The following is a 23,257-nucleotide window of genomic DNA, read 5'->3' as shown; positions in this document are numbered from 1 at the left end:
CCCCCTTCGTTGATGTAGTTATGTTGTGGCATTAACGAAGGGGCTATTAGGGATATTAAAATGATTACTTTACGTTTTAATTTTAAACTTGCAGTTATGGTTTCGCTATTATTTCATTTTGGTATTGTTTTTTATTGTTTAAGTGCAGAGAAAACACGTTTCGCACAAATTTATACGCCAATAAAAGCGGCGATAATCTCTTTTGCACTGACGCAAAATGTAATTGAAAAGCAAATAAATGATGTCACATTACATAATGAGCTAACAGGTGGATTGCTCTCAGAACCACAACAAAATGAAAATGCTGTAATTAAAGTTGCGAATAAAAAAAGCACGCACAGTGATGAAAATAAAGTTTCAGCAACTCAGAAAAAAAACATCGAGAAAAAAGATGAAAAACAACCAAATAAAAAGGTTATTAAGCAGCAAAAAGAACAGCAACAAAAAAGTGAAAAAAACGATGATGTAAAACAAGAGCAACAAGCAGGGCAAAATAACACGTTCTCTGATGCCGCAGGCGAACAGGGGGCGCAAAATACGAGGGCGGTTGGGGACAGTATAAGCGCGAGTCACCAATCTTATATTGATAAATTACGCCGTGAAATAGAGCGCCATAAACGTTATCCCAGAAAAGCGAGAAATACCAATATTCAAGGAACGGTAGAGGTGAGTTTTACGCTAACGCCATTGGGGGAGATAACCAAGGTAAGTATTGCTAAATCCTCTACGCATACTCAACTCGACCAAGCAGCGTTAACGGCAGTAGCGAAGAGCAGTTCTGTTGGTATACCGCCAGAAGGCTTTAAAAAACAGGTTACATTAGCAATTAAATTCAAGCTATAAATTGCCGAACCGTGGTGGTTTTCAACCTGAAAAGATGACTAATATTTGTGGCAAAGGTGAGCCTGAGCCTATTGTTTAATATCGGTAACCAACTATTGGGAATAAAAAGCAAGCCGCCATACAACATAGCGGCTTCTTTGCGAATTATTTTTCTGTTGTAGTCGTTTTAATTTCGTCACCTTCTGGTAGCGTAACGTTTAACTCAAGAACAGAAATATCATCGTCTTTTTGTTCAAATTGTACTGATAACATCTCAGGATCAACTTGGACATACTTGCAGATAACCTGCAAAATATCGCGTTTCATATCAGCAAGGTATGCGGGTTCGCTATCACCACGGCGGCGTTCCGCAACGATGATTTGTAATCGCTCTTTTGCGATATTCGCTGTCGTCTTTTTTCTCGACAGAAAGAAATCCAATAAAGCCATTATTTACCCCCCAAATAGGCGTTTTAAGAAGCCTTTTTTCTCTTCTTCAATGAAACGGATAGGGCGATCTTCACCTAAAATACGCGCGACACAGTCATCGTAAGCTTGGCCTGCTTCAGACTCTTTATCTAAAATAACAGGTTCACCTTGGTTAGATGAGCGCAAAACAGATTGATCTTCTGGAATAACCCCAATCAATGGAATGCAAAGGATTTCCAGCACATCTTCCATACTTAACATATCACCGCGGGTCACCCGCCCTGGGTTATAACGGGTCAGTAGAAGGTGTTCTTTTATTGGGTCTTGGCCTTTTTCTGCACGACGTGATTTAGAGGCTAAAATACCTAAAATGCGGTCTGAGTCACGAACTGAAGACACTTCTGGGTTGGTCGTAATAATGGCTTCGTCAGCAAAATACAGCGCCATTAATGCACCACTTTCAATACCTGCAGGTGAATCGCAGACAATAAAATCAAAACCAAGATTATCACCGAGCTCATCAAGGATCTTTTCCACGCCTTCACGGGTTAATGCGTCTTTATCACGCGTTTGTGAGGCAGGTAAAATAAACAGATTTTCGGTACGTTTGTCTTTAATTAAGGCTTGATTTAGCGTTGCATCACCTTGGATAACGTTGACGAAGTCATAGACAACTCGACGTTCACACCCCATGATGAGGTCAAGGTTACGTAGACCGATATCGAAATCGATTACGACAGTTTTTTTCCCTTTTTGTGCTAGGCCAGTTGCTATGGCCGCGCTTGAAGTGGTTTTACCAACACCACCTTTACCAGAAGTCACTACAATTATGCGTGCCATGAATAATTCCTTGTAAATAAGGTCTAATTTAAATATTCGATGTTAAGTTTGTTATCAACTAAACGAAGTTTAGCTGCTTTGGCGAGAAATTCAGCAGGGATTTGATCGCTCAGCCAATATTCACCTGCAATAGAGACTAACTCTGCTTGCAAATGCGTACAATAAATCTGACTTTCAATATCACCAGAAGCACCTGCTAAGGCACGACCGCGCATCACACCATATATATGAATATTACCATCTGCTAACAGTTCTGCACCTGCACTTACATTACTTGTGACGATAAGATCACTATTTGGTGCGTAAATACGTTGCCCAGAACGAACAGGGGTATTGATAATTCGAGTCTTACGATAAACGGGCTCATTTTGTACCGTGGCAACACTTGCCTCAGCCTGAATTTCAACAGGTTTCTGGCTTTTACCTTCACTTAATATTGGTAAGCCTGCTTCATTGGCTTTTTGGCGCAATAAAGGGTCTGTACACCCACTAACTCCAACAATACGTAACCCCGCAGAAACCACAGATTTATGTATGCTGTATAAATCTGCATGTGCAGTTAATTCCGCAATATTGATGACAACAGGGGCATTTTTAAAGAAATCAGGAGCCTGACTTACTTTTTCTTGCAGCGCTTTTTTGATGAGTTTAGGCTCTTCACTGTATAAGTGAATAACTGAAAGAGTAAAACTGCTGCCTTTAAGTTCTATTGGCGATTGTGGCATCTATCTAGACTCAGCAAATTAAAATTTCCGAAACAATCCTCGGGTGAAGATATTCTGTAAAACAATAGCATGTTATAGTTACTACATTCTTCAAGCAAGCTAATGAACTAAGAAAAAGAGTTAAATATAATGATTTGTGCAATTTATAGAAGCCCTAAGCGTGAACAAACCTATCTTTATGTTGAAAATAAAGATGATTTTTCACGCGTTCCTGAAGAGTTATTAGCCCAATTTGGAACACCTCAATTTGCTATGGTGATTGCGTTAGACAAGCGCGAAAAGCTTGCTAATGCTGATTTATCACGAGTTAAGGCTGACTTACAAGAAGTTGGTTATTACTTACAATTTCCGCCTCCAGTGGAGGATCTGCTTTCAGAACATAAAGAGCTTAATATTTAAAGTAATTTAAGAAAAACCTGAAAAGCTTTGTGTGCTCTGGAGGATACAAATGAAACCAACGTTATTATATACATTAGTCGCTGGTTTGCTTTTAGCAAGTTGCTCAGCGAAACAACATGGAACGGTTGCGACTCAACCGATTACTGCGGAACAAAGTGCGGCGATTATCCAAGAAGTTGCTGCACTAGATAAAGCGTTTCCTATTGAGCAGCGTGAACCTTCGCAATTTCCTGCTTATGTGGAATTATTGAAAGAACATGCTATTGCTCAAGGGATCAAACCCGCCACGATCGAACGTGGTTTTGCAAATATTCATTTTATCGAACGAGTGGTAAAAGCGGATAAAGGGCAGCCAGAAAAAAGAGCAACGGTCACATTAGCAAGCTACCTGAAAAATGTCCTTCCGCAATCACGTATCAATGCGGGGTATGATAAGTATATTGAAAACAAGGCGCTGCTTGATTCAATTAGCCAAAAATATGGCGTTCCACCGCAATTTATTGTTTCCCTTTGGGGGCTTGAAAGTGGCTTTGGGCGCTCACAAGGAAAAGAAGACGTCATTTCAGCGCTCGCCACGTTATCTTTCGAGGGTCGCCGTGAAGCGCTTTTTAGCAAGCAATTGCTGGCAGCACTAGAGATAATGGATAAGGGGTATATCCCTGAAGACCAGCAATTAAAAGGCTCATGGGCTGGTGCGATGGGTCAGAGTCAGTTTATGCCAACATCCTATTTGTCTTATGCGGCAGATGGTGATGGCGATGGAAAGATGGATATTTGGAATAATAAAGCGGATGTTTTCGCCTCAATCGCCAATTATTTATCAACAGAAGGTTGGCAATCCCAATTACCATGGGGCTACCAAGTCAGTTTACCAGCGGACTTTGGCCGAGCTTTAGAAGGCGTTAAAGCAGAACAAGGTAAAACTGTCAGTGATTGGCAGCAATTAGGGGTTAAGTTACCTGCATTTGCACAACTATCGCCGGATGTAAAAACATGGGTTGTTATTCCGGATGATCCTGAAGGTAGAACATTTTTAGTGACAGAGAACTTTCGCACCATCATGCATTGGAATCGCTCATACTATTTTGCATTGAGTGTTAGCTTGATGGCCGATGGCATCGCTCAAAAAATACAATAACGATAATAGGAGTTACCCTTATGTATCAACATCGTGACTGGCAAGGTGCTTTACTTGATTTTCCAGCAAACAAAGTTGTTTGTGTAGGTAGTAACTATGCCAAGCATATCAAAGAGATGGGCTCAGCTGTACCCGAGGAGCCGGTTATCTTTATCAAACCTGAAACTGCACTTTGTGATATCACTCAATCGATTGTTATTCCAAAGGATTTGGGTGCAGTTCACCATGAAGTCGAAATGGCAATTTTGATTGGCATGCCATTAAAAAATGCGGACGAAGACCGTGTTTCTCGTGCAATTGCAGGTTATGCCGTTGCGCTGGACTTAACATTGCGTGATTTACAGGCAAAATTTAAGAAAGCGGGTCAGCCGTGGGAAAAAAGTAAAGCGTTCGATGGTTCTTGCCCAATTTCAGGGTTTATTCCAGTCAATAATCCAAGTGAATTGCAGAATGTTCAGTTATCACTGGAAATTAATGGGGAAATTCGCCAAGAAGGCTCAACGCGTGATATGATCACGCCGATTTTACCTCTTATTAGCTATATGTCCCGCTTCTTCACATTACGTGCAGGGGATGTCATTTTGACGGGGACCCCAGAAGGTGTCGGTCCATTGGCCTCTGGTGATATGTTAAAGCTATCGATTAATGACCACTCGCTGACAACTCGAGTTATTTAAGTATAGGATTGATAAGTATTATGTCGCAGTTCTGGCAGGTTAAGACACTAGATGAAATGACAGATGATGAATGGGAATCTTTGTGTGATGGATGTGGGCAATGTTGCTTACATAAATTAATGGATGAAGATACTGATGAAATCTATTTCACCAATGTGGCTTGCAACCAATTAAATTTGAAAACCTGCCAGTGCAAGCATTATGAAAATCGCTTTGAGTACGAGGCGGATTGCATCAAGCTCAACCGTTATAATTTAGAAACTTTTGAGTGGTTACCAACGACTTGTGCTTATCGTTTATTGCTTGAAGGAAAAAGCTTACCTGCTTGGCACCCGTTAAAAACAGGTTCCAAAGCTGCAATGCATAATGAAGGTGTGTCTGTGCGGCATATTGCCGTTAGGGAAATTGATGTGGTTGATTGGGAAGACCACATCATGAATAGACCAAAAGGTAGGGGTTAACGGCTCCGATTTTTCGTTGAAAGTTAGTATTGCTTTTTACTTGATGGCAGAATTGCCGCCATCTACAAACAGCGCAGTTCCTGTCACAAAGCTTGACATTGAACTGGCTAAAAATAATGCGGCTGAAGCGATTTCTTCAGGCTCAGCCAATCTTTTCATAGCATGTAAATTAGCAGCCCAATCTCTTTGCTGTTGATCGCCAGCCATATCTGTATTTACACCGCCAGGTAATAGAGCATTTGCTCGAATATTTTGTGTGGCATAATCCGCAGTGATCCCTTTAGCCAAGGCAATTAAAGCAGTTTTCGCTACGCCATAGGCCGTCATATAAGGTAAAGCTGAGCTAGTTCCTACAAAGCTAGATGTAAAGACAAGTGATCCACCACCTGTTTTAATCATGGCAGGAATTTGGCTTTTCGCCCCCATAAATGCAGCGGTAATATTTGCATTTTGTACTTGAAACCATTCTTCTAACGTAAAGTCCGCTAAAGATTTTAAAGTACCAACAGAGCCTGCATTATTTATTGCAATATCAAGCTTACCAAATTCATTAAGTGTTTTATCGATAATGGCACTATGCGTCTCTTCTACACAGATATCACCCACATGATAAATGACCTTACCGCTATATCCTTGTATTTCACTTACAATCTTGCGGAGGTTTTCTTCGCGTCTTGCAGTTAAACAGACAGATGCTCCATGTTTAGCAAATAGAAGGGCTGTCGATTTACCTATGCCAGAAGATGCTCCCGTAATAATTGCAACTTTGTTTTTTAATAACATCATGATGCTCCTTAGTTTATGTGTATAAACCATAACTTAGGTGAGACGATAGCAATCTCTGTTTCTTGCTTTATAATTTAATGATAGGAATTTAAATATGTAGAGAGAGATAGGACTATCTTTGATGAATACCTTTTTATGGTTTTCTTTAAATATATTCAATGATAGTTGGGCTAAATAGAAGGTCTAATGTGGTTGCTATTTTGGGAAAAGCGGCTCTTATTGCAGTTGAGACGATAGAGCCTTTCTTAGTTTTTAAATTATCACTATTGGTTTTATAGTCATTGTACAAATAGGGACGGAAAGAGAACTGCGTGCCTTTTTTCTATCGGATAACAGGCACGCAGTTTGTTAGAACGTTCAGATAAATAAACCTGTTTTTGCTGGTGTATTAAATATGGGAATAAATGATTCCAACACTCAGTGCTAGAATTGACCAAAACCCGATAAATAGAGTGTACTTCGTTATCATGGAGTTTACTCCTGTTGTTTGATGTTAGTGTATCTACTTAATTTACTTTAAGTTAAATACACAAGTGAATAAGCTAACAAATTTTTACATCTATTACAATGTTGTATAAATTTACATTTAATTTTAAATTTATATAGTTAAAAGTACTTAATTAATTGTTATTATTCGTCAAATTTGCTAGATTTCTTGCTTATTTTCGATGAAATTATGAAATAACATGAAATCTATATATTCACTGCTTTGTTTATGCATCATCTCAGGATGTTCTTCGAATCCAACTTTTGAACCTAATAAGTCTACATGGCCAAAGCCGCATAAAGATTTGCGTACATCGGAGCAAAAGTGCATAGATAGAGAAGCAGTTCACGAACAACAACGCGCCGTTATGCGAGGGGAAAGACCAGACTACGGTGTTTTTGAACGTTACTAGTAGGGGGTATTGTTAAATATCCACGATTTTTTATAACTAGCTAACTTATATTGTTCTTATTGTTCCTGATAGGAGGTGAATTTTAATTATGCTCACCGTAAATGGTTTTTATTTATGATTACAACCTTCTTTCGCATACTCTGTTTTTTAATATTGATACTATTTGCGTTTGTACTTGGTGTCTCATTAAACCTTAATCCTCAATTGGATGTAACGGCTCAGGCTAAATTGATGGTGGCAAACTTTATGTATCAACCACAAGCGACAGAGTTTAGAAATGTGAAACTGTATGCAGCAGCTGCAGGCTCCCCTCATAATATAATAGGGAATGTGTGTGGTGAAGTATTCACCTTTAAAGATGAAGCACCTTACCAGTATGAAAAATTTATTATTCAAGTCGCAAAAGATAAAAATAAAAAGAATATTTTATCTTTTCCTTTATTTGATTTTGAAGGTGAGATGATCCCTGAAGCTGATTTTCAAAAAATTTGGCAACAACGTTGTGTGAATGAAATTCCAGTAATAGCACCATAACATTAATATAAAGGCGTAGTTTTCTATTCTCTAATTATAGGTATTAAAATGGAAGCATCCTTACCTGGACTTGATCTAATTACATTATTGGATATCCTTTTTTCTACATCACAGTTTCCTTTATTAGAAAGGTTTAGTCATCATGCATTAATGATTAATTATGCTTTTTAGCTAATCACTCATGATTGCCTTTAAATAGTTAGACTAATTTTTTAATATAATTTTAGTTATCAAATCTCGTCGAAAATAGTTTGTGGTGTTGTTAATATGCTGCGCATTTTTTGTTAAAATATAAAGTGTAATGGTAAGTATAAGCTTTGCTTTTATTTAGGTTGTTAGTTAACATATCCTAAATTAATGTAATCTAAGGGGAACAGAATGAAAACGTTTGGTGTCGTTTTAACGATTATTGGGCTCATTACTGCTTTTCTATCATATAATATGGATGTAAGTATACCTATCGTCTATGGTGAGAATATAAAAGATGCAGGCCTCGCATTTGATAGGCAAAATTACATTATTGGGAGTCTTGTTGTTGCTTGCTTAGGGATTTTAATTGTTATTTTTGATAATCGTAAGAAGAAATAATTTAGTTTAGGAATTTATTCATAACATAAGTTGTTTATAGCGCTTGGGCTAGGGCCGTAAATATATAGCCTGGTAATGTTCTTATGGGTCATTTTAAGAAGGCTCATTGAAGGAGTATTGGGATGTTGTTTTTCGTCGTGAGATGAATTGACTTAACTTAACCTAAATAAGGATGTGTATGAAAAAATACCTGGTCTTTTCAGCCTTAGTTTTAGTTGTGGGGTGTACCGCAAAAGAAGCGAATATGACAAAGCCTATTGGAATGGCTAATCCAGCTTCAGTTTATTGTGGGAAAATTGGTGGAACATCTGAAATTATTGATACTGGGGAAGGGCAAGTGGGTATTTGTACATTACCTTCAGGTGAGAAGATAGAAGAGTGGGCCTTATACCGCAGAGATCAACAATAAATTATCTAGCCTTTCTCCTAAAGCAAAAATCTGTTTTGGTTTTTGCTTTTCCTTAATCAAAAATAAATCATTTTTCACTCACCTTTTACTGTTATTGGCCGATAATAGTAGTGTCGTTATCTATTCGATAGTTATCATGAGTCTAGTATAAATTTTGTAGAGCGTCTTAAGTGCTTCGATGGCAACATTTTTATCGTTTCATATGGCTTTTAATGTTGAACATGATCGAACTATCGTAAATTGTTGATGTAAAATATTTTTATGGGGCATTGTCTCATTATGTTCAAAAAACAATACTAAAATAGAGTTAGCTACTTTATGTTATGTAATAGGGGTAAAAATAGGTCTTATTGCACGAATCGAATATGTATAAAAACGATATGATGCAATTTAAGATAGGATATTGTTTATTTACTGGTCTTTTTTTGATGTGTTTAAGGTGGTTGATCACACTCTTACACACTATATGTGTAAATTAAGAATATTCTTAATGCTAAAAATGAAGGTTAATATCTTTTTTTGGGGAGGTGTTCGTTTTAAGAAATCATGATGGTTTTCATATGGTTATGAAATGCGAAAATTGATATAGAACAGTTTGTTTTTTATACTAACTGATGGCTTTTTTTATTCTATATCAAAAACAATGATAATTTTTTTTTACATTGTTTCTATTATTGATAATCTCATTAAGATGTATTATTTGTTTGTGCTGTTGAATGAATAAAGCATTTTATTGCGATTTTATTATTATTTTTCCATCTATTTTTTTTTAGCCTTCCATTTATATATTTCTATTTGGATTAAATCAGATTCAAATAATTCCTTAATTCATATGTATTAACCATTATTCTGTATAAATCTAATTACTGATATGATTAACCCTAAATACTCGCTTTAGGTGTTTTCTTGGGGTTAAGCATAATAATTCGCTATTATCACTTTTTTAATCTTTGAGAATTTAATCATTATCCTCATGAAAATACATTAAAATAATTTATATTTAATGTTCTGTTTACTATTCTAAATATGATGTGTCTGGATGATATTTTGCGATAAAAAGTATCCAAATGTAAGTAAAATGTCTTTTTTTTCACTATAAGTCAGAAAAACGTGTTTTATAAAAAACTATTTAAGTTTAAATTTAAATATTTAAACTCTAGAAAATTATTATAAATCACTTTTTTATCTAAAAATTGAACTTTTTACGTGTAAATCAGCGAAAACAACACATCAGATACCTCAATCAATAGATCATTTTCAATAGATATCATCTATCAAATGATTTGATATGCAATGATAAAAACGATTTAATAAAATTTAAGTTATTATGTATCCTCTTTTCGAGATCATATAGAGCATATGATTATTAATTGAAAATAGGACTAATTAAGAAACATATTTATTTGTATTAATGCAGAAGGTTTCAAAATGAAACATAAGCCTTAATGTTCGTATATTTATTGTACGATAGGATTTTTGTTTTCATTTTTACCACTAAATAAAACAAAAACTTAATGAGTTCTTATAAGTGTAAGAATAAAAATCTCATATTAGGAAATGAAAATGAAGAAAGTATTACTGACTGCAGTTGCAACAACAATTATCGGTTTATCAACAGCTAACGCTGCTGGTACAAACGTTGGCGGTGGCCAAGTTAACTTTCACGGTAAAGTGACTGATGTTTCTTGTACTGTTTCTGTTGACGGCCAAGGTAGCGATGCTAGCGTTTACTTAGCGCCAGTTTCATTAGCAGAAGTTCGTGACGGTGGTGCAGACGTTTTACTGAAAGCTAAGCCATTTGTTATTGATGTAACTAATTGTGTTGCTGCAGATGTGCAAGATAAAGCGAATGATGCAGCAATTGATAAAACATTATTAAATGTTAACTGGACTGGTGGTAACTTACTGCAAGGTGCATCTGGGAAATCAGAAGGTTACTTAGCAAATACTGAAAGCACAGGTGCTTCTAACATCCAATTAGCACTATCTGTTGATGATAGCGCTGACTTAACAGGTAAAATTATCCCTGGTAACCCAACACAGAAAAAAGTTACTGGTGATGTAACTAAAGTTGAGAACGGAGCTCGTTTCCAATATTACGTTGGTTATGCAACTTCTACACCTAAAACGGTAACGACAGGTGAAGTTAAAAGCTATGCTACTTATGAAATCACTTACCAATAAGAGATCAGTAAGTTAATTATTTATTTATTAGTGTTATTCCTATGACATTATTTGAATATTAAGTAAATATTACTTTAATAAGCGGTAGCTATACTGCCGCTTTTATTTTGAGGTTTAAATGAAAGCAATAGTTTTTATATTCTGCTTCATTTTCAGTATGCATTCATTTGCTAATAATATTATCGTCAATGGCACACGGTTTATTTACCCTGGAAATGAAAAAGAAATTACCGTGCAATTAAACAACACAGCGGATCGTCCTGCGATTGCACAAGCTTGGCTTGATACCGGTGATGCATCGGAAACGCCAGATACGATAAAAACACCTTTTCAAATTACACCGCCAATTTCACGTGTAGAGGCTAAAGGTGGCCAAACATTACGAATCAAATTAATGGATAAAGGAAGTATTCCTCAGGATAGAGAAAGTTTATGGTGGTTAAATATTTTAGACATTCCACCAGTGGCTAAAGGTAAGGAAGGTGATAATCAGAATGTATTGCAATTAGCGATCCGCTCTCGCTTTAAATTCTTTTATCGCCCCACAGGACTCGGTAGTCGTGAATTAGCGCCAGAACAACTTGTCATCAAATCAAGTGGTAAGAATATTATTATCGATAATCCGACTCCTTACTATATTACGGTTACAAAGATTTCAACAGATGGTAAGTCTGGCTTAAATGAAAAAACTGTTTTATTAGAGCCCAAAAGTCAAACAACGGTAGAATTAAAAAAAGTCGTAAGTTCAGGAAGTAACATCGTAATTAATAATATTAATGATTATGGATCAGATATTGCGGTGAAAACTACCGTTAAATAGGAATATATGATGAAACAGCGAGAGTTAATAAATAAATATAGCAATACGCTCTCTGTGACCTGCTTTGTCACTGCATGTATGGTACCTACATTTTATGCATGGAGTGAAGAAGATACAACCTATGAGTTTAATAGTGGTTTTATTATAGGTAGTAAAGAAGACGTTGATCTGGCGCGATTCAATTCTTCAGGAATTAGCCCTGGAAAATATTCAGTTGATGTTTACACAAATAACAACTGGAAGGGGCGCTATGATCTCAATTTTGAAGAGCAGAAAGATGGTCGATTAGCGGTGTGCTACACGCCAGCAATGCTTTCTGACTTTGGTATTAATACTGAAAAATTGAACCCAACACTTAACCAAGATAGTGACAGTTGCTTACCATTAAAAGATTGGAATAATGAAAAAGATGTTGTGGATATTTTCCACGCATCGACACTACGTTTAGATATTTCTGTTCCACAAATTTATGAGCAGCGAATTTCCCGTGGATATGTTTCTCCTCAGTTTTGGGAAACAGGGATCCCTGCATTGAATGTAAGCTATATGGCTAACTATTATGATAATCATACTAGTGGTTCTCAAGGAACTGATAACGCCAGCGCTTACCTTGGATTAAATGCTGGGTTAAGCTTTGATGGTTGGTTGTTCAAGCATATTGGCAACCTTAACTGGCAGCGCCATGATGGTACGAATTGGAATAGCAATCAAACTTACTTACAAAAACCTATTGCAGGATTAAAATCAAAAGCGACTGCTGGGCAATTTTATACAGATGGCGATCTATTCGATAGTATCAGCTTACGTGGCGCAAAGCTGGCGACAGATGACAACATGTACCCTGATGGGATGTCAACATATGCGCCTGAAATTAGAGGTATAGCACAAAGTAATGCTTTGGTCACTGTCAGGCAAAATGGCTCTATTATTTACCAAACAACCGTCTCTCCAGGTCCTTTTAGCTTAACGGATGTTTATCCATCAGGTTATGGGAATGATTTGGTTGTAACAGTAAAAGAAGCTGATGGTAATGAAACGACTTTCAGTGTGCCATATTCATCGTTAGCGCAATTATTACGCCCAGGTTTCACTCGATATCAAGTTGCTAGTGGTAAAGCAGATGCTGATGGATTAAGAAATCGTCCCTTTATTATGCAGGGAACTATTCAGCATGGTTTGAATAATACATTTACACTTTATGGCGGTGTGACAGCATTTGATGACTACCAGGCTTATTTAGTTGGTACAGGTATCAATACTGGATTTGGTGCAGTTGCAGTTGACTTAACACAATCAAGAACTGCATTTAAATATAGAACCGAGAATGGGCAAAGCTATCGTTTAACATTTAGTCGTTTATTCACACAGACAGATACTAACCTAGTATTAGCTGCTTATCGATATTCAACAAAAGATTATTACAATATTAATAATGCATTGTATGCAATAGATAATGATAAGCGTGGCGTAGAAAATACGCTAGGCCGCGAAAAGAACGGCTTTAGCTATACAATAAACCAAAACTTACCAGAAGGGTACGGTGGGATTTATTTTACTAGCCGTATCTCTAATTATTGGGATAAATCAGGAACTGAAGAGCAATATCAACTGAGTTATAACAATAATTATAACCGTCTCTCATATGGTATCGCGCTGATGAGAGTATATGCAGATAATACTAATAATAATAAAAAAGACGACCGTATAAGTTTAAATCTGAGTTATCCCCTGTATTTTGGCGAAAGCCAGAGTGCAACATTGACGTCAAATACAGTATTCAATAACGAAAAATTTGGTTCAACTCAAATTGGTGCGAGTGGTGCATTCGATAAAGAGAATAACTGGACTTATGGTATAAACACTTCGGTTGCAAATGGTGGTGAGAAAAATATTGGTTTGAATACGGGATACCGTACCTCACTCGTAAATACCAACGCTAACTATAGCCAAGGCCAGGGATACCGCCAATTTGGATTGGGTGCTAATGGTTCTATGGTTGTGCACTCGGGGGGAGTGACATTGACGCCTAATAGTTCAACAACATTAGCGTTAATTGAAGCAAAAGGTGCTGAAGGTGCATCCATTATGGGGGCGCCAGGAACTCGTGTAGATAGTAATGGTTACGCTATCGCACCTTATGTAAGAGCTTATCGTATTAACAATGTAGAAATCGACCCTAAGGGCAGCCCAGAAGATATTGTTTTCGAAAATACAACAAGCCAAGTTGTGCCTTATGAAGGCAGCGTAGTTAAAATTAAGTTTGGTACTAAAGTAGAAAAAAATATTGCATTTAATGTCATAAGACCTGGCAATAAATCATTACCGTTCGGCGCGAATGTGACTGATAAAAATGGCGAGTCAATCGGTATTGTTGGGCAAGGAGGAACTGTGTTTATTAGCAGTGAAACCGCGAAAGAAGCATTCATTAAATGGGACAATGGCCAGTGTTCATTCTCTTTGGAAGCTGGAAACAGCAAGGAAAGTTTATGTCAATAACGAAACAATATCGTTTGTATATCGGAATTGGATTGCTTCTTACTGCAACTTATGCTTCTGCATATTGTAATCGTACTTCGACTCGTACATATGAGCTTAATATGCAGATGGGACGGGTCGTGGTAGATCCTAATTTAAATGTTGGGGATACAATCGCTGAACAAACGTGGGATATGAGAGAAAACTCAAGTGCTATTTATGCATACTGTACTCGAAATACACCGATCTCAGCATTAGTTACTATGTCGAGTCTTGTTCCTGTAGGGAATAAAATTTATCAGACAAATGTTCCTGGAATTGGTATGAAATTTCACCGTGAAGGTGCGATAAGGATGACATACCCAGATACATTTTATGCACCAACATCAAGTAACTACTACTTAGCTGGGTCGAAGTTTATTTTAACTTTAGTGAAAACGGCTCCTGTTACAGGATCTGGTGTTATTGCGAGTGGTTACTATACCTCTTATGGGTATATTCCAAATAACAATCCATTTTTAGTAACGAAGTTAGATGCTGAAGCAATTACAATAGTTTCTCCTTCTTGCCAAGTAGAGGGGGGGAATGAAAAAAATGTTTATTTGGATCCAATTAAACGTTCTCAGCTCAATGGTGTAGGTACAACTGCAGGTGAGAAAAACTTTGATATTAGATTGATCTGTAGTGGTGGTGTTAGCTATTCTGGCTTTGCAAATGTGAATATGACTTTTAATGGTGATGTACCAGACAAGATGAATAACCGACAAGGTGTTTTGATTAATCAAATTAAGTCATCAAATGGAGCTGCTGGCGTCGGGGTACAGGTTTTAGAACGTAATACAAATAAACCACTTATATTTAATGACAAGTATAGAGTTGGAGTCTTAGCAGATCGACAAACAAAGTATCTTGATTTAAATTACAAGGCTCGATATTACCAATATGGCAGTTCAACTTCAGCTGGTGAAGTAAATTCAAAAATGGTATTTAATATCACTTATGATTAATTGAATAGGTTTTTTGAGGAATATTCAAGAAACTAATTAATATGTATTGAGTTTAAATTATTATAAAATGCCAGTTGTTATTATAACGACTGGCATTTTATTTAACTCAAACTATAAAAATAACATGGTGCTGATGCATCCATGTTATTTTTATAATTAATGACCATCTTAATAAAAATTTTTTAGGGACGGTTTTTGATTGGAGCAATGACACTTTCTGCTGTATATTTTAATTCTTGGCTAGTTTCATTAGATAGCTTGTTTTTATTTGATTTTGAACTAGTTGTATAACCATGAAAAAACCATTCGATTGGGCAATCCAAAACTTCAGCGATATCAACTAAATGGTTAATAGGTATTTTATTTATACCATTCTCATATCGAGATATTTGTTGCTGACTTAAATTTAATTTATTAGCTAAATCAGCGCCAGAAAGACCAAGTTCTTTTCTCCGGTTTTTTATTTTTATACCGATAATACTATGAATGTCCATATGACATCCTCGATTTTTGTGAAGGGTTATTATTTGATATTTTTAGTCAACTATTACGGGAATAGTATATTAAAAATTAAAGCGATTTGAAAGTTTTAATGCTCATAATTATGATAAAAATCTCTGTTTATAATAAAATAATTAAAGTCATTGTTTTTAGTGTGGGATATTTACGATATTAAAAGAAAAAGTTCACTTTTAATTGTTAATATAACCAATAAAATTAATGGCACTGGTGTTATCAAGTTATCATTATAATATTATTTCAACAATCTAATTCAGCGTGAATTTTAAATCATTGATTAAAATCAATGTATTAAGGTTTTATTAAAATTAAGTATTCAATTTTTTAAATGAGTTAATGTATGGATAATTCATTGTTAATATTCTGATCCTTAATATCTAATCTAGATAATTAAATATTGATTATACTCATTGATAAATAACATAATGTAATAAATGTTCGATAAGGTAGAGTATAAAAACTAAAAAACATCTTATATGATGTTTTTTGCAAAAGGGTCGTTACTCGGATCTTGATTCCATATATATTCCATTCTTAATGCAATGCTTTTAGCTATTTCAACACCATAAAAATCACTGACGATTTGTAGAGACATATCAATACCTGCACTGATACCAGAAGATGTATAAAACTTACCATCATGAACCCAACGTGCAAGCGGTTGCCATTTAACAAGATGATTTAGACTGGTTACCCATTCATAAGCAAGTTTGTTCGTTGTTGCTTTTACTCCATTTAACAGTGAGGTTTTTGCCAGTATGGCAGAACCTGTACAAACCGAAATGGCAGTATCTGCAAATTCAAACTGTGTTTTTACCCACTGGATATAATCTTCATCCATAGAAAGAGGGCGGGAGCCTTGCCCTCCAGGGATCAATATGTGCCGATAGGATGGAGTTGAAATCATGTGCGTATTAACAGTTACACCTTGAGAGCTTGTCATTGGCATTCCTGTTGGTGAAATAAAATCAATTTGGCAATGGTCGAGCCGACCAAATACTTCAACAGGCCCCATCACATCAAGGGTTTCAAATCGATCAAACAGGATAATAGCAATATTGTTTATAGGCATAGGGGATTGATTTCTTATTTTCAAAATAGGTATTCTGCCATAATGCTATTTTTTAGATTGGGATTTTGTGCACCAAACACTAAAGTGTCTAAAAACAAAAATTAATCCCAAAATATGTGCATTAACATATACTATTACTAAGGTTCTACTGGCGCTTATCACTATCCGTGAGGTGAAAAATGAAACTGTATATCTATGACCACTGCCCATTTTGCGTTAGAGCAAGAATGATTTTGGGCTTAAAAAATATTGCAGTAGAGCAAATCGTTCTGTTGGATAACGATCATGAGACACCCATCCGAATGATCGGTAAAAAAATGCTACCGATCTTAGAAAAAGATGACGGGAGCTATTTACCAGAAAGCCTAGACATTGTGCATTATATTGACCAGCTAAGTGAAAAAAAATACGCTACGGGGGTTTTATCACCACAAATTGAAACTTGGTCTAAAGCCGTATCTGGTGTCGTCTCTAAATTAGTGACTCCCCGTTTTGTCGAAACGGATTTCCCAGAAATAAGCACAAATGAAGCTAGAGCTGCATATAAAGAGAGAACGTCAAAATCCTATGGTGACTTGGCTGAATTTCGAAAAGAAACACATACTTTACTCGTCGAACTCGCACCTCAAATGTCATTATTAGATGTCTGGCTAGAAAACCGCGGCGAGACTATTGATATAAACGATTTTTATATCTTTCCTACGTTACGTAGCTTAAGTATTGTTGCTGGCTTAGCTTTCAGTAGCAATATCCGTAATTATATGGATAAAATGTCACATATCACGAAAGTGGACTTGTTGTTCGATAAGGCTAAGTAGTTTTGAATAGATATAGGTCTATAAAAGCCGTACCCATTTGAAATCACATTAATGAGTACGGTTTTGTATTTAGAATATGAGACTAATTGACGTAATCACGCAAGGAATACACTAATTTGTAATGTCCTTGAATTAAGACGAGTTGATTATTTTTTAAATTAATAGTCGCACCTTCTATAAGCATGCGTTTTAACATGGTATCCCATTTAGACAAATCTTCATCAACACATTCAAGTTCCGTCTTGGCCAGGTTTTTAACGGTGATATTAGCGTTATTAATATAGCCTAATCCATTAAAGTCATTACACATTGAGGCAGAAACAAACATCTTTTCTCCAAAAGCGATGTAAGGAACAGTTTGTTTTGCTTTAATGGGTTTACCGTCAACTTCAGTTAAAACATAGCGATGGTGAACTAAAGCATCTCGAATCGATTTATCGTCGTTCTTCGCATCGACTTGATGTGTTTGGCAAGCCGCTAATAATAAACCCAATAAGGTCAGTGGAATTAAACGTTTCATCAATCCAACGTCCAATTAAGCATTAACAATATTCGGGCAGGCTTTGCCATGGCTAACCTGATCAATATTGCTAAGAGTTGTTTGACTAATACTGGTTAAAGCCTCTTCAGTTAAAAATGCTTGATGGCCTGTAAATAATACATTGTGACAAGATGAAAGGCGGCGGAAAACGTCATCTTGAATCACATCATTAGATTTATCTTCAAAAAACAAATCACGTTCATTTTCATAGACATCCATGCCAAGTGAACCGATTTTTTGTGATTTCAATGCATTAATTGCGGCGACAGAGTCAACTAAGGCTCCTCGACTTGTGTTGATGATCATGACCCCTTTTTTCATTTTACTGAAAGCGCTTTCATTGAGTAAATGATGGTTTTCAGGTGTTAAAGGGCAATGAAGAGAGATAACGTCTGATTGTTTATATAAAGTATCTAAATCAACATACTCTGCACCTAAGTCTAAAACTGCTTGGTTAGGGTAGGGATCGTGTGCAAGTAAGCGCATGCCAAAACCTTTTAAAATACGTAAAGTCGCTTGCCCAATTTTGCCCGTTCCGATGATCCCTGCTGTACGATTATGCATGTTAAAGCCAGTTAAACCCTCAAGCGAAAAGTTCGCATCACGGGTTCGTTGGTAAGCACGGTGGATCCGGCGGTTTAGGCACAGCATCATTCCAACCGCATGTTCAGCAACCGCTTCTGGCGAATAAGCTGGAACACGAACAACGTGAATTCCAAGCTCTTTTGCAGCTTCAAGATCAACATTATTAAACCCAGCGCAGCGTAAAGCTAAAATGTGAATATTTAAAGCTGCAAGCTCTTCTAAAACAGCACGATTGGCTTCATCATTAACAAAAATACACACTGCGTCAGCCCCCACAGCATTTTTGGCGGTTTGAACAGTTAATGGAAAATCAAAGTATTCAATACTAAAATTAAATTCTGAGCCTTGATTAACTTGCTCCATGTGCTTGCGATCATACTGTTTGGTACTATAAGAAACAATTTTCATCGAAGAGACTCCAATTTTTAGGAACCAATAAAAATAGTAGATAAAATAGTGTACCTACAAAAGATAAACTCAGAATAAGACAATTAAGTTTGTAAATCACCTAGAAATTAAGAAAATAGGTATCTGTTTACATATGAATATGGTTTATGCTTTTTAGACAACGAGTTAATGTAAAGATTGAATTAAAATTCAACAATCATGGTACTGAGCTAATCTCACAAGGACGAAGTTGATGCAGGTATTTAAAAGAGCTGGCAAAATTTTACTCTGGTTTTTCGGAGGGAGTGCTATTCTCTTAGCTATATTATGGATAACAGTCGCACGCTGGCTTCCTGTTGTTGCTTCTCATTACTTACCAAAGCCACTTCAATTATCATTTTTAGATCCAAGAATGGCTCAGGGGCAATTACAGATCGCTGAGCTCAGTTTAACAGCAAAGAATTGCAAACTTGTTGATTTGCAAAATGCTCGTCTTTCTTTTTTCCCACTTCATTTAAATATAGATAATGTTAACGTTTCTACAGAGTGTATTAGCGCACTTGAATCGGATGAAATGGCATCTGGAGAACCGCTAAATATTGCTGAGCTGATTGACAAAATTCCTCTTTTTTCTATGGTCATAAATAATATCAATATCCAACCATGGGATGACTACCAGGGGAGTATTTGGTTACGCCGTTCAGATAAAAACATCCCTTTGCAGTTTGATTTTAGAGGAGATAATTTAAGATTATCCTCGCTGATTACTAAAGATAAACAGTTGGTGATCAGTGAGTTCTCGGCATTTTTACCAGAACAACAGCAAACAATAACATTAACAGGTGATGTTCAATTACCACTCATTGCAAGCCAACTTCCACAAAAAGGAATGTTGGAGGCCAATTTTAAATTATTAAGCCCTGAAAAACATTTACAAGCAAAATTAGCATGGCTAGATGAAAATGGAGTGTTAATTGTCACTGACACGGATATGCAAAAAACGGTACTGAATCTTCCATGGGCATTATCACCATCAATAGTTACCGTTTCACAAGGAAAATGGCAATGGGAAGAGGCAGGGATACCCATAGAAGGTGGTGTCAGCTTTCAAATTGAAAATTGGGAAAAACCATTAGGCGATATGATTTTTTCTGGCCGCTTGAATATGTTGACGCAGGCGAAGAAAGGTAAGGGGAATATTGTATTAACGCTACCAGAAACGCATCTTGATTTATTAAATACGGATGTTGATTTTAAGCTAAATGGGCAAGTTAAATATGATGATATGGTTCTTGATATTAATCTGCCTGCGAAAATTTCAGGACAATTAACCTCACCTAAAATCTCTTTACTATCAGGCTCATTATTAAGAGCTTATGGGCGAGCATCGCCAACGATCATGTTAAAAGAGATCCGTTTACCTTTGGCTGGAACATCTTTAAGCGAAGAAGGAATATCGGGAAGGCTACAGGCAATATTAAAAGTGCAAGAGCAATATTGGGGGGACTTTGATATTCACCTTGATGGTAAAGCCAATAAATTTACCCTTGATAATGGTAAGTGGTTTTGGAATTACTGGGGAAATGCCAAATTACCTTCATTAGCAGCACGTTGGGATATTAAGGGCAATGGTAGTTGGCAAGACTCATTAATTACCTTAAATAATCTGACAACAGGCTTCGATCAAATTAAATATGGTTTGTTATCGATGAGTGCCCCACGCTTAAAACTCACAAAGCCATTGCAGTGGCAAAGAGATGGGACAAAAGCTAGCTTTAATGGTGCATTACAATTAACCAGTAATCGAATGCAGTTTGGTGTCGAAAGTTATTTACCAAAAATAACAGTGAACGCGGATATTAAAGGAAAGTCACCTGCTGAATTTCAATTAAAAGGTGATTTAAGCACGCAAGATGTGGGGCCCATTGTTATTTTTGGGCGTTGGGATGGTGAGCGTTTAAGAGGGGAGGCACGCTGGCCAGAACAGTCTGTCACCGCATTTCAAACATTAATACCTGCCGATCTTGGACTCGAACTTAAGCAAGGTAAGTTATTCTCACAAGCGGCATTTTCAATTACCCCAGAGGATGGGTTTATTGCTGGTGGACATTGGCGTGTGGAAAATACAAGTCTTTGGTTAAAAGATGGTGAGTTATCTGGCTTAAATTTTGTATTACCATGGCGTTTAAAGCAAAGCACATGGACTTTTGGGGAAAAATCTCCCGTAGAATTGCGAATTAAAAAGCTCAACAACCTTTTTGAACTGACGGATATTAAAGCCGACTTAGTTGGAACTTATCCGCCAACAGATTCAGCACCACTGAAACTCACAAATGTTGGGTTTAAAATGTTGGGCGGTGATGTCTCTATGGACTTATTACGTTGGCCGCAAACGGATGCATCGACGATACGATTACATCAAATTGAACTGAGTCAATTATTTACCATACTAAAAGTATCTCAATTTGCCGTTTCAGGCAAAGTAAATGGTGAACTTCCGTTTTATTTGAATAATCCTGAGTGGATAGTCAAGCAAGGATGGGTAGAAAACAATGGTCCTTTAACCTTACGGTTAGATACACAATTTGTAGAATCTATTCAAAAAGATAATATTTCTGCGGGGTCTGCCATTGGCTGGTTACAGTATTTAGAAATAAAACGTAGCCGTACCGATGTGAATATCACTAATCTAGGGCAGCTAACGATGAAAACAATCCTTGAAGGCTTTAACGCTCAAGAAAAGAAAAAACGGGAGGTGCATTTAAACTACCAACATGAAGAAAATATTTTTCAGCTGTGGCGTAGTTTACGATTTGGTAGCTCTTTAGAAGAATGGCTTGAAAAGAACCTATGAAGGTTTAAGGAATAACGTGAGTACATTAAAAGTAAGTACAGTGATTATTATGGCTTTTTTCTTAGTGGCATGTTTGCGAGTAGAAGTCGCGACACCAGATAAGCCAATTAATATTAATATGAATGTGAAAATAGAGCACGAAATACAGATAAAAGCTGACAGACAAGTTGAAGAGTTACTCAAAGAAAACAGCGACTTATTCGGGGAGGTCAGCGATAAATGAGCCGAATAATAAAAGTATTAACTCTGTGTTCACTATTAAGTGTATTTTCAGCATTTTCACTTACGGTGGATGAAGCAAAAGAAAAAGGGGTTTTGGGTGAAACGCTATCAGGCTACTTAGCGGTAGTAAAAACTGAGAATGTTGAAGCCGTTAAATTAGCAGAACAAATTAATCGTGAACGGGAAAAAAAGTACAGCGAAATTGCGTCCAAAAATAACCTTAAAACCAATGAAGTCGCTCGAATAGCAGGGCAAAAACTAGTCGAAAGGGCGAACGCTGGGGAATATGTGCGAGGTATTAATGGTCAATGGCTAAAGAAAAAATAAAAATGCGCACTCAGAAAGTGCGCAAAGTATAACAAAGGTAGTTTAGGTTGTTTTGATGATTGATTTAGACAATAAGGCCATTAATGTGTTGTTGAGCTTGCTGGTGGGCTTTTTCGACTGAACCATTACCTAAAGCTGTGCCTTCGGCAAAAACAAATTCAATATCTTTAATACCCAGAAAATTTAAAAATAAAGTCATATAAGGCACCATGGTATCTGCTGGGGTATCTTTATATATTCCACCACGGCTGGTTAAGACAAATGCCCGTTTATTTTCCAGTAAACCGACAGAGCCTTGTTCGGTATATTTAAATGTATGGCCTGATCTCGCAATAAAATCAAAGTAATGCTTTAAGTGTGAGGGGATCGTAAAATTATACATTGGCGCAGCAATAACAATGACATCATGTGCTTTTATTTCTTCAATTAAGGAATTAGACAGGTCTAAATGTGCTTGTTGTTGCTCTGTTTTCGTGTCACTAGGGCCAAAAGCTGCTAAAATTTCACCATCAATGGCAGGGATTGGCTCATTGACGAGATCTCGAACAGTCACAGTGTCCTCAGGGTTCTTTTCTTGCCATTGTTGAATAAAGTAATCGGCTATTTTATTGCTTTGAGAATTGTCTGCCAGAATACTTGATTTTAATAGTAATACGTTACTCATTATGGTCCTTAAATTTATTGATGTTGCTTTACGTATAATCATACGTGATAGCTAACTGATTGATAGAAAGAAAAT

Annotated in this window: 25 protein-coding genes; 16 read left to right on the top strand and 9 right to left on the bottom strand. The window is 36.6% G+C overall.

Annotation, left to right across the window (positions count from 1 at the left end):
* Positions 1-60 precede the first annotated feature (60 nt).
* Positions 61-843: an energy transducer TonB gene (locus tag PR808_RS00880; RefSeq protein WP_272538466.1), complete on the top strand. Its 783-nt coding sequence runs from the start codon at positions 61-63 to the stop codon at positions 841-843.
* Positions 844-987: 144 nt separating this feature from the next.
* Here PR808_RS00880 and minE read toward each other — a convergent pair whose 3' ends face one another.
* From minE to minC, 3 genes are read right to left on the bottom strand one after another with little or no spacing between them, the layout of a single operon-like run.
* Positions 988-1,272 (bottom strand): cell division topological specificity factor MinE, encoded by a 285-nt coding sequence (gene minE, locus PR808_RS00875; RefSeq protein ID WP_206084203.1) that lies wholly within the window; start codon positions 1,270-1,272, stop codon positions 988-990.
* A gap of 3 nt (positions 1,273-1,275) precedes the next feature.
* Positions 1,276-2,091, bottom strand: coding sequence for a septum site-determining protein MinD (minD, locus tag PR808_RS00870; RefSeq protein WP_206084204.1), 816 nt, complete (start codon positions 2,089-2,091; stop codon positions 1,276-1,278).
* A 23-nt stretch (positions 2,092-2,114) separates the two neighbouring features.
* Positions 2,115-2,816 carry a septum site-determining protein MinC gene (gene minC / locus PR808_RS00865; protein WP_272538465.1) on the bottom strand — a complete coding sequence of 234 codons (702 nt, stop codon included), beginning with the start codon at positions 2,814-2,816 and terminating at the stop codon, positions 2,115-2,117.
* 129 nt (positions 2,817-2,945) lie between these two features.
* Here minC and PR808_RS00860 point away from each other — a divergent pair, with 129 nt between their 5' ends.
* Genes PR808_RS00860 through PR808_RS00845 form a run of 4 tightly spaced genes read left to right on the top strand, consistent with a single transcriptional unit; the run spans position 2,946 to position 5,491 of the window.
* The gene (locus PR808_RS00860; protein WP_272538464.1) at positions 2,946-3,215 is read left to right on the top strand and encodes a YcgL domain-containing protein; all 270 of its coding nucleotides are present in this window, start codon (positions 2,946-2,948) and stop codon (positions 3,213-3,215) included.
* Between the two features lie 49 nt (positions 3,216-3,264).
* A complete protein-coding gene (locus tag PR808_RS00855; protein ID WP_206084207.1) occupies positions 3,265-4,353 on the top strand; it encodes a lytic murein transglycosylase in 1,089 nt (362 codons plus the stop codon).
* 20 nt (positions 4,354-4,373) lie between these two features.
* Complete coding sequence (locus PR808_RS00850) at positions 4,374-5,030, top strand: fumarylacetoacetate hydrolase family protein (RefSeq protein WP_206084208.1); 657 nt, start codon at positions 4,374-4,376, stop codon at positions 5,028-5,030.
* 20 nt (positions 5,031-5,050) lie between these two features.
* Positions 5,051-5,491, top strand: coding sequence for a YcgN family cysteine cluster protein (locus PR808_RS00845; protein ID WP_206084209.1), 441 nt, complete (start codon positions 5,051-5,053; stop codon positions 5,489-5,491).
* A gap of 36 nt (positions 5,492-5,527) precedes the next feature.
* On the opposite strand, the gene PR808_RS00840 is transcribed toward PR808_RS00845, so the two are convergent.
* Positions 5,528-6,277, bottom strand: a complete 750-nt coding sequence (locus tag PR808_RS00840) for an SDR family oxidoreductase (protein WP_272538463.1) — start codon at positions 6,275-6,277, stop codon at positions 5,528-5,530.
* A gap of 974 nt (positions 6,278-7,251) precedes the next feature.
* On the opposite strand from PR808_RS00840, the gene PR808_RS00835 reads away from it, so the two are divergent.
* The 7 genes from PR808_RS00835 (at position 7,252) to PR808_RS00805 (ending at position 15,193) form a co-directional block, all read left to right on the top strand.
* Positions 7,252-7,710: a hypothetical protein gene (locus PR808_RS00835; protein ID WP_272538462.1), complete on the top strand. Its 459-nt coding sequence runs from the start codon at positions 7,252-7,254 to the stop codon at positions 7,708-7,710.
* Positions 7,711-8,088: 378 nt separating this feature from the next.
* A complete protein-coding gene (locus PR808_RS00830) occupies positions 8,089-8,298 on the top strand; it encodes a hypothetical protein (protein ID WP_206084213.1) in 210 nt (69 codons plus the stop codon).
* Positions 8,299-8,476: 178 nt separating this feature from the next.
* Positions 8,477-8,707, top strand: coding sequence for a putative hemolysin (locus tag PR808_RS00825; RefSeq protein ID WP_206084214.1), 231 nt, complete (start codon positions 8,477-8,479; stop codon positions 8,705-8,707).
* Between the two features lie 1,563 nt (positions 8,708-10,270).
* Positions 10,271-10,891: a fimbrial protein gene (locus PR808_RS00820; protein WP_206084215.1), complete on the top strand. Its 621-nt coding sequence runs from the start codon at positions 10,271-10,273 to the stop codon at positions 10,889-10,891.
* A 118-nt stretch (positions 10,892-11,009) separates the two neighbouring features.
* Entirely contained in the window at positions 11,010-11,711 is a 702-nt protein-coding gene (locus PR808_RS00815) for a fimbrial biogenesis chaperone (protein WP_206084216.1), read from the top strand.
* A gap of 9 nt (positions 11,712-11,720) precedes the next feature.
* Positions 11,721-14,207: a fimbria/pilus outer membrane usher protein gene (locus tag PR808_RS00810; protein ID WP_442960043.1), complete on the top strand. Its 2,487-nt coding sequence runs from the start codon at positions 11,721-11,723 to the stop codon at positions 14,205-14,207.
* Positions 14,198-15,193 carry a fimbrial protein gene (locus tag PR808_RS00805; RefSeq protein WP_206084218.1) on the top strand — a complete coding sequence of 332 codons (996 nt, stop codon included), beginning with the start codon at positions 14,198-14,200 and terminating at the stop codon, positions 15,191-15,193. The genes PR808_RS00810 and PR808_RS00805 overlap by 10 nt, the downstream gene beginning before the upstream one ends.
* 182 nt (positions 15,194-15,375) lie before the next feature.
* Here the strand turns inward: PR808_RS00805 and PR808_RS00800 are convergent, their stop codons facing one another.
* Together PR808_RS00800 and PR808_RS00795 are read right to left on the bottom strand one after the other, a co-directional pair.
* Positions 15,376-15,687: a helix-turn-helix domain-containing protein gene (locus tag PR808_RS00800; RefSeq protein ID WP_206084219.1), complete on the bottom strand. Its 312-nt coding sequence runs from the start codon at positions 15,685-15,687 to the stop codon at positions 15,376-15,378.
* Between the two features lie 497 nt (positions 15,688-16,184).
* The gene (locus PR808_RS00795) at positions 16,185-16,784 is read right to left on the bottom strand and encodes a DJ-1/PfpI family protein (protein ID WP_206084220.1); all 600 of its coding nucleotides are present in this window, start codon (positions 16,782-16,784) and stop codon (positions 16,185-16,187) included.
* Between the two features lie 179 nt (positions 16,785-16,963).
* Between PR808_RS00795 and grxB the strand changes: the two genes are divergently transcribed.
* On the top strand, positions 16,964-17,602 hold the full coding sequence (gene grxB, locus PR808_RS00790) for a glutaredoxin 2 (RefSeq protein WP_206084221.1): 639 nt from the start codon (positions 16,964-16,966) through the stop codon (positions 17,600-17,602).
* Between the two features lie 82 nt (positions 17,603-17,684).
* On the opposite strand, the gene PR808_RS00785 is transcribed toward grxB, so the two are convergent.
* Both PR808_RS00785 and PR808_RS00780 read right to left on the bottom strand, forming a co-directional pair.
* Positions 17,685-18,122 carry an META domain-containing protein gene (locus tag PR808_RS00785; protein WP_272538460.1) on the bottom strand — a complete coding sequence of 146 codons (438 nt, stop codon included), beginning with the start codon at positions 18,120-18,122 and terminating at the stop codon, positions 17,685-17,687.
* A gap of 15 nt (positions 18,123-18,137) precedes the next feature.
* A complete protein-coding gene (locus PR808_RS00780) occupies positions 18,138-19,136 on the bottom strand; it encodes a 2-hydroxyacid dehydrogenase (RefSeq protein WP_272538459.1) in 999 nt (332 codons plus the stop codon).
* 232 nt (positions 19,137-19,368) lie between these two features.
* Between PR808_RS00780 and PR808_RS00775 the strand changes: the two genes are divergently transcribed.
* The 3 genes from PR808_RS00775 to PR808_RS00765 are packed head-to-tail and all read left to right on the top strand — an operon-like array spanning position 19,369 to position 22,518.
* Entirely contained in the window at positions 19,369-21,969 is a 2,601-nt protein-coding gene (locus tag PR808_RS00775) for a YdbH family protein (RefSeq protein WP_272538458.1), read from the top strand.
* A gap of 49 nt (positions 21,970-22,018) precedes the next feature.
* Positions 22,019-22,192, top strand: coding sequence for a YnbE family lipoprotein (locus PR808_RS00770; RefSeq protein WP_206084422.1), 174 nt, complete (start codon positions 22,019-22,021; stop codon positions 22,190-22,192).
* Positions 22,189-22,518, top strand: coding sequence for a YdbL family protein (locus tag PR808_RS00765; protein ID WP_206084225.1), 330 nt, complete (start codon positions 22,189-22,191; stop codon positions 22,516-22,518). The genes PR808_RS00770 and PR808_RS00765 overlap by 4 nt, the downstream gene beginning before the upstream one ends.
* A gap of 64 nt (positions 22,519-22,582) precedes the next feature.
* On the opposite strand, the gene PR808_RS00760 is transcribed toward PR808_RS00765, so the two are convergent.
* The gene (locus tag PR808_RS00760) at positions 22,583-23,182 is read right to left on the bottom strand and encodes an FMN-dependent NADH-azoreductase (RefSeq protein WP_206084226.1); all 600 of its coding nucleotides are present in this window, start codon (positions 23,180-23,182) and stop codon (positions 22,583-22,585) included.
* Between the last annotated feature and the right edge of the window lie 75 nt (positions 23,183-23,257).

It is taken from the genome of Providencia sp. PROV197 (assembly GCF_028479625.1).
Lineage (GTDB): Bacteria > Pseudomonadota > Gammaproteobacteria > Enterobacterales > Enterobacteriaceae > Providencia > Providencia vermicola.
Note: the sequence above shows the minus strand (reverse complement) of the source record. Positions and strands in the feature narration are given on the sequence as shown.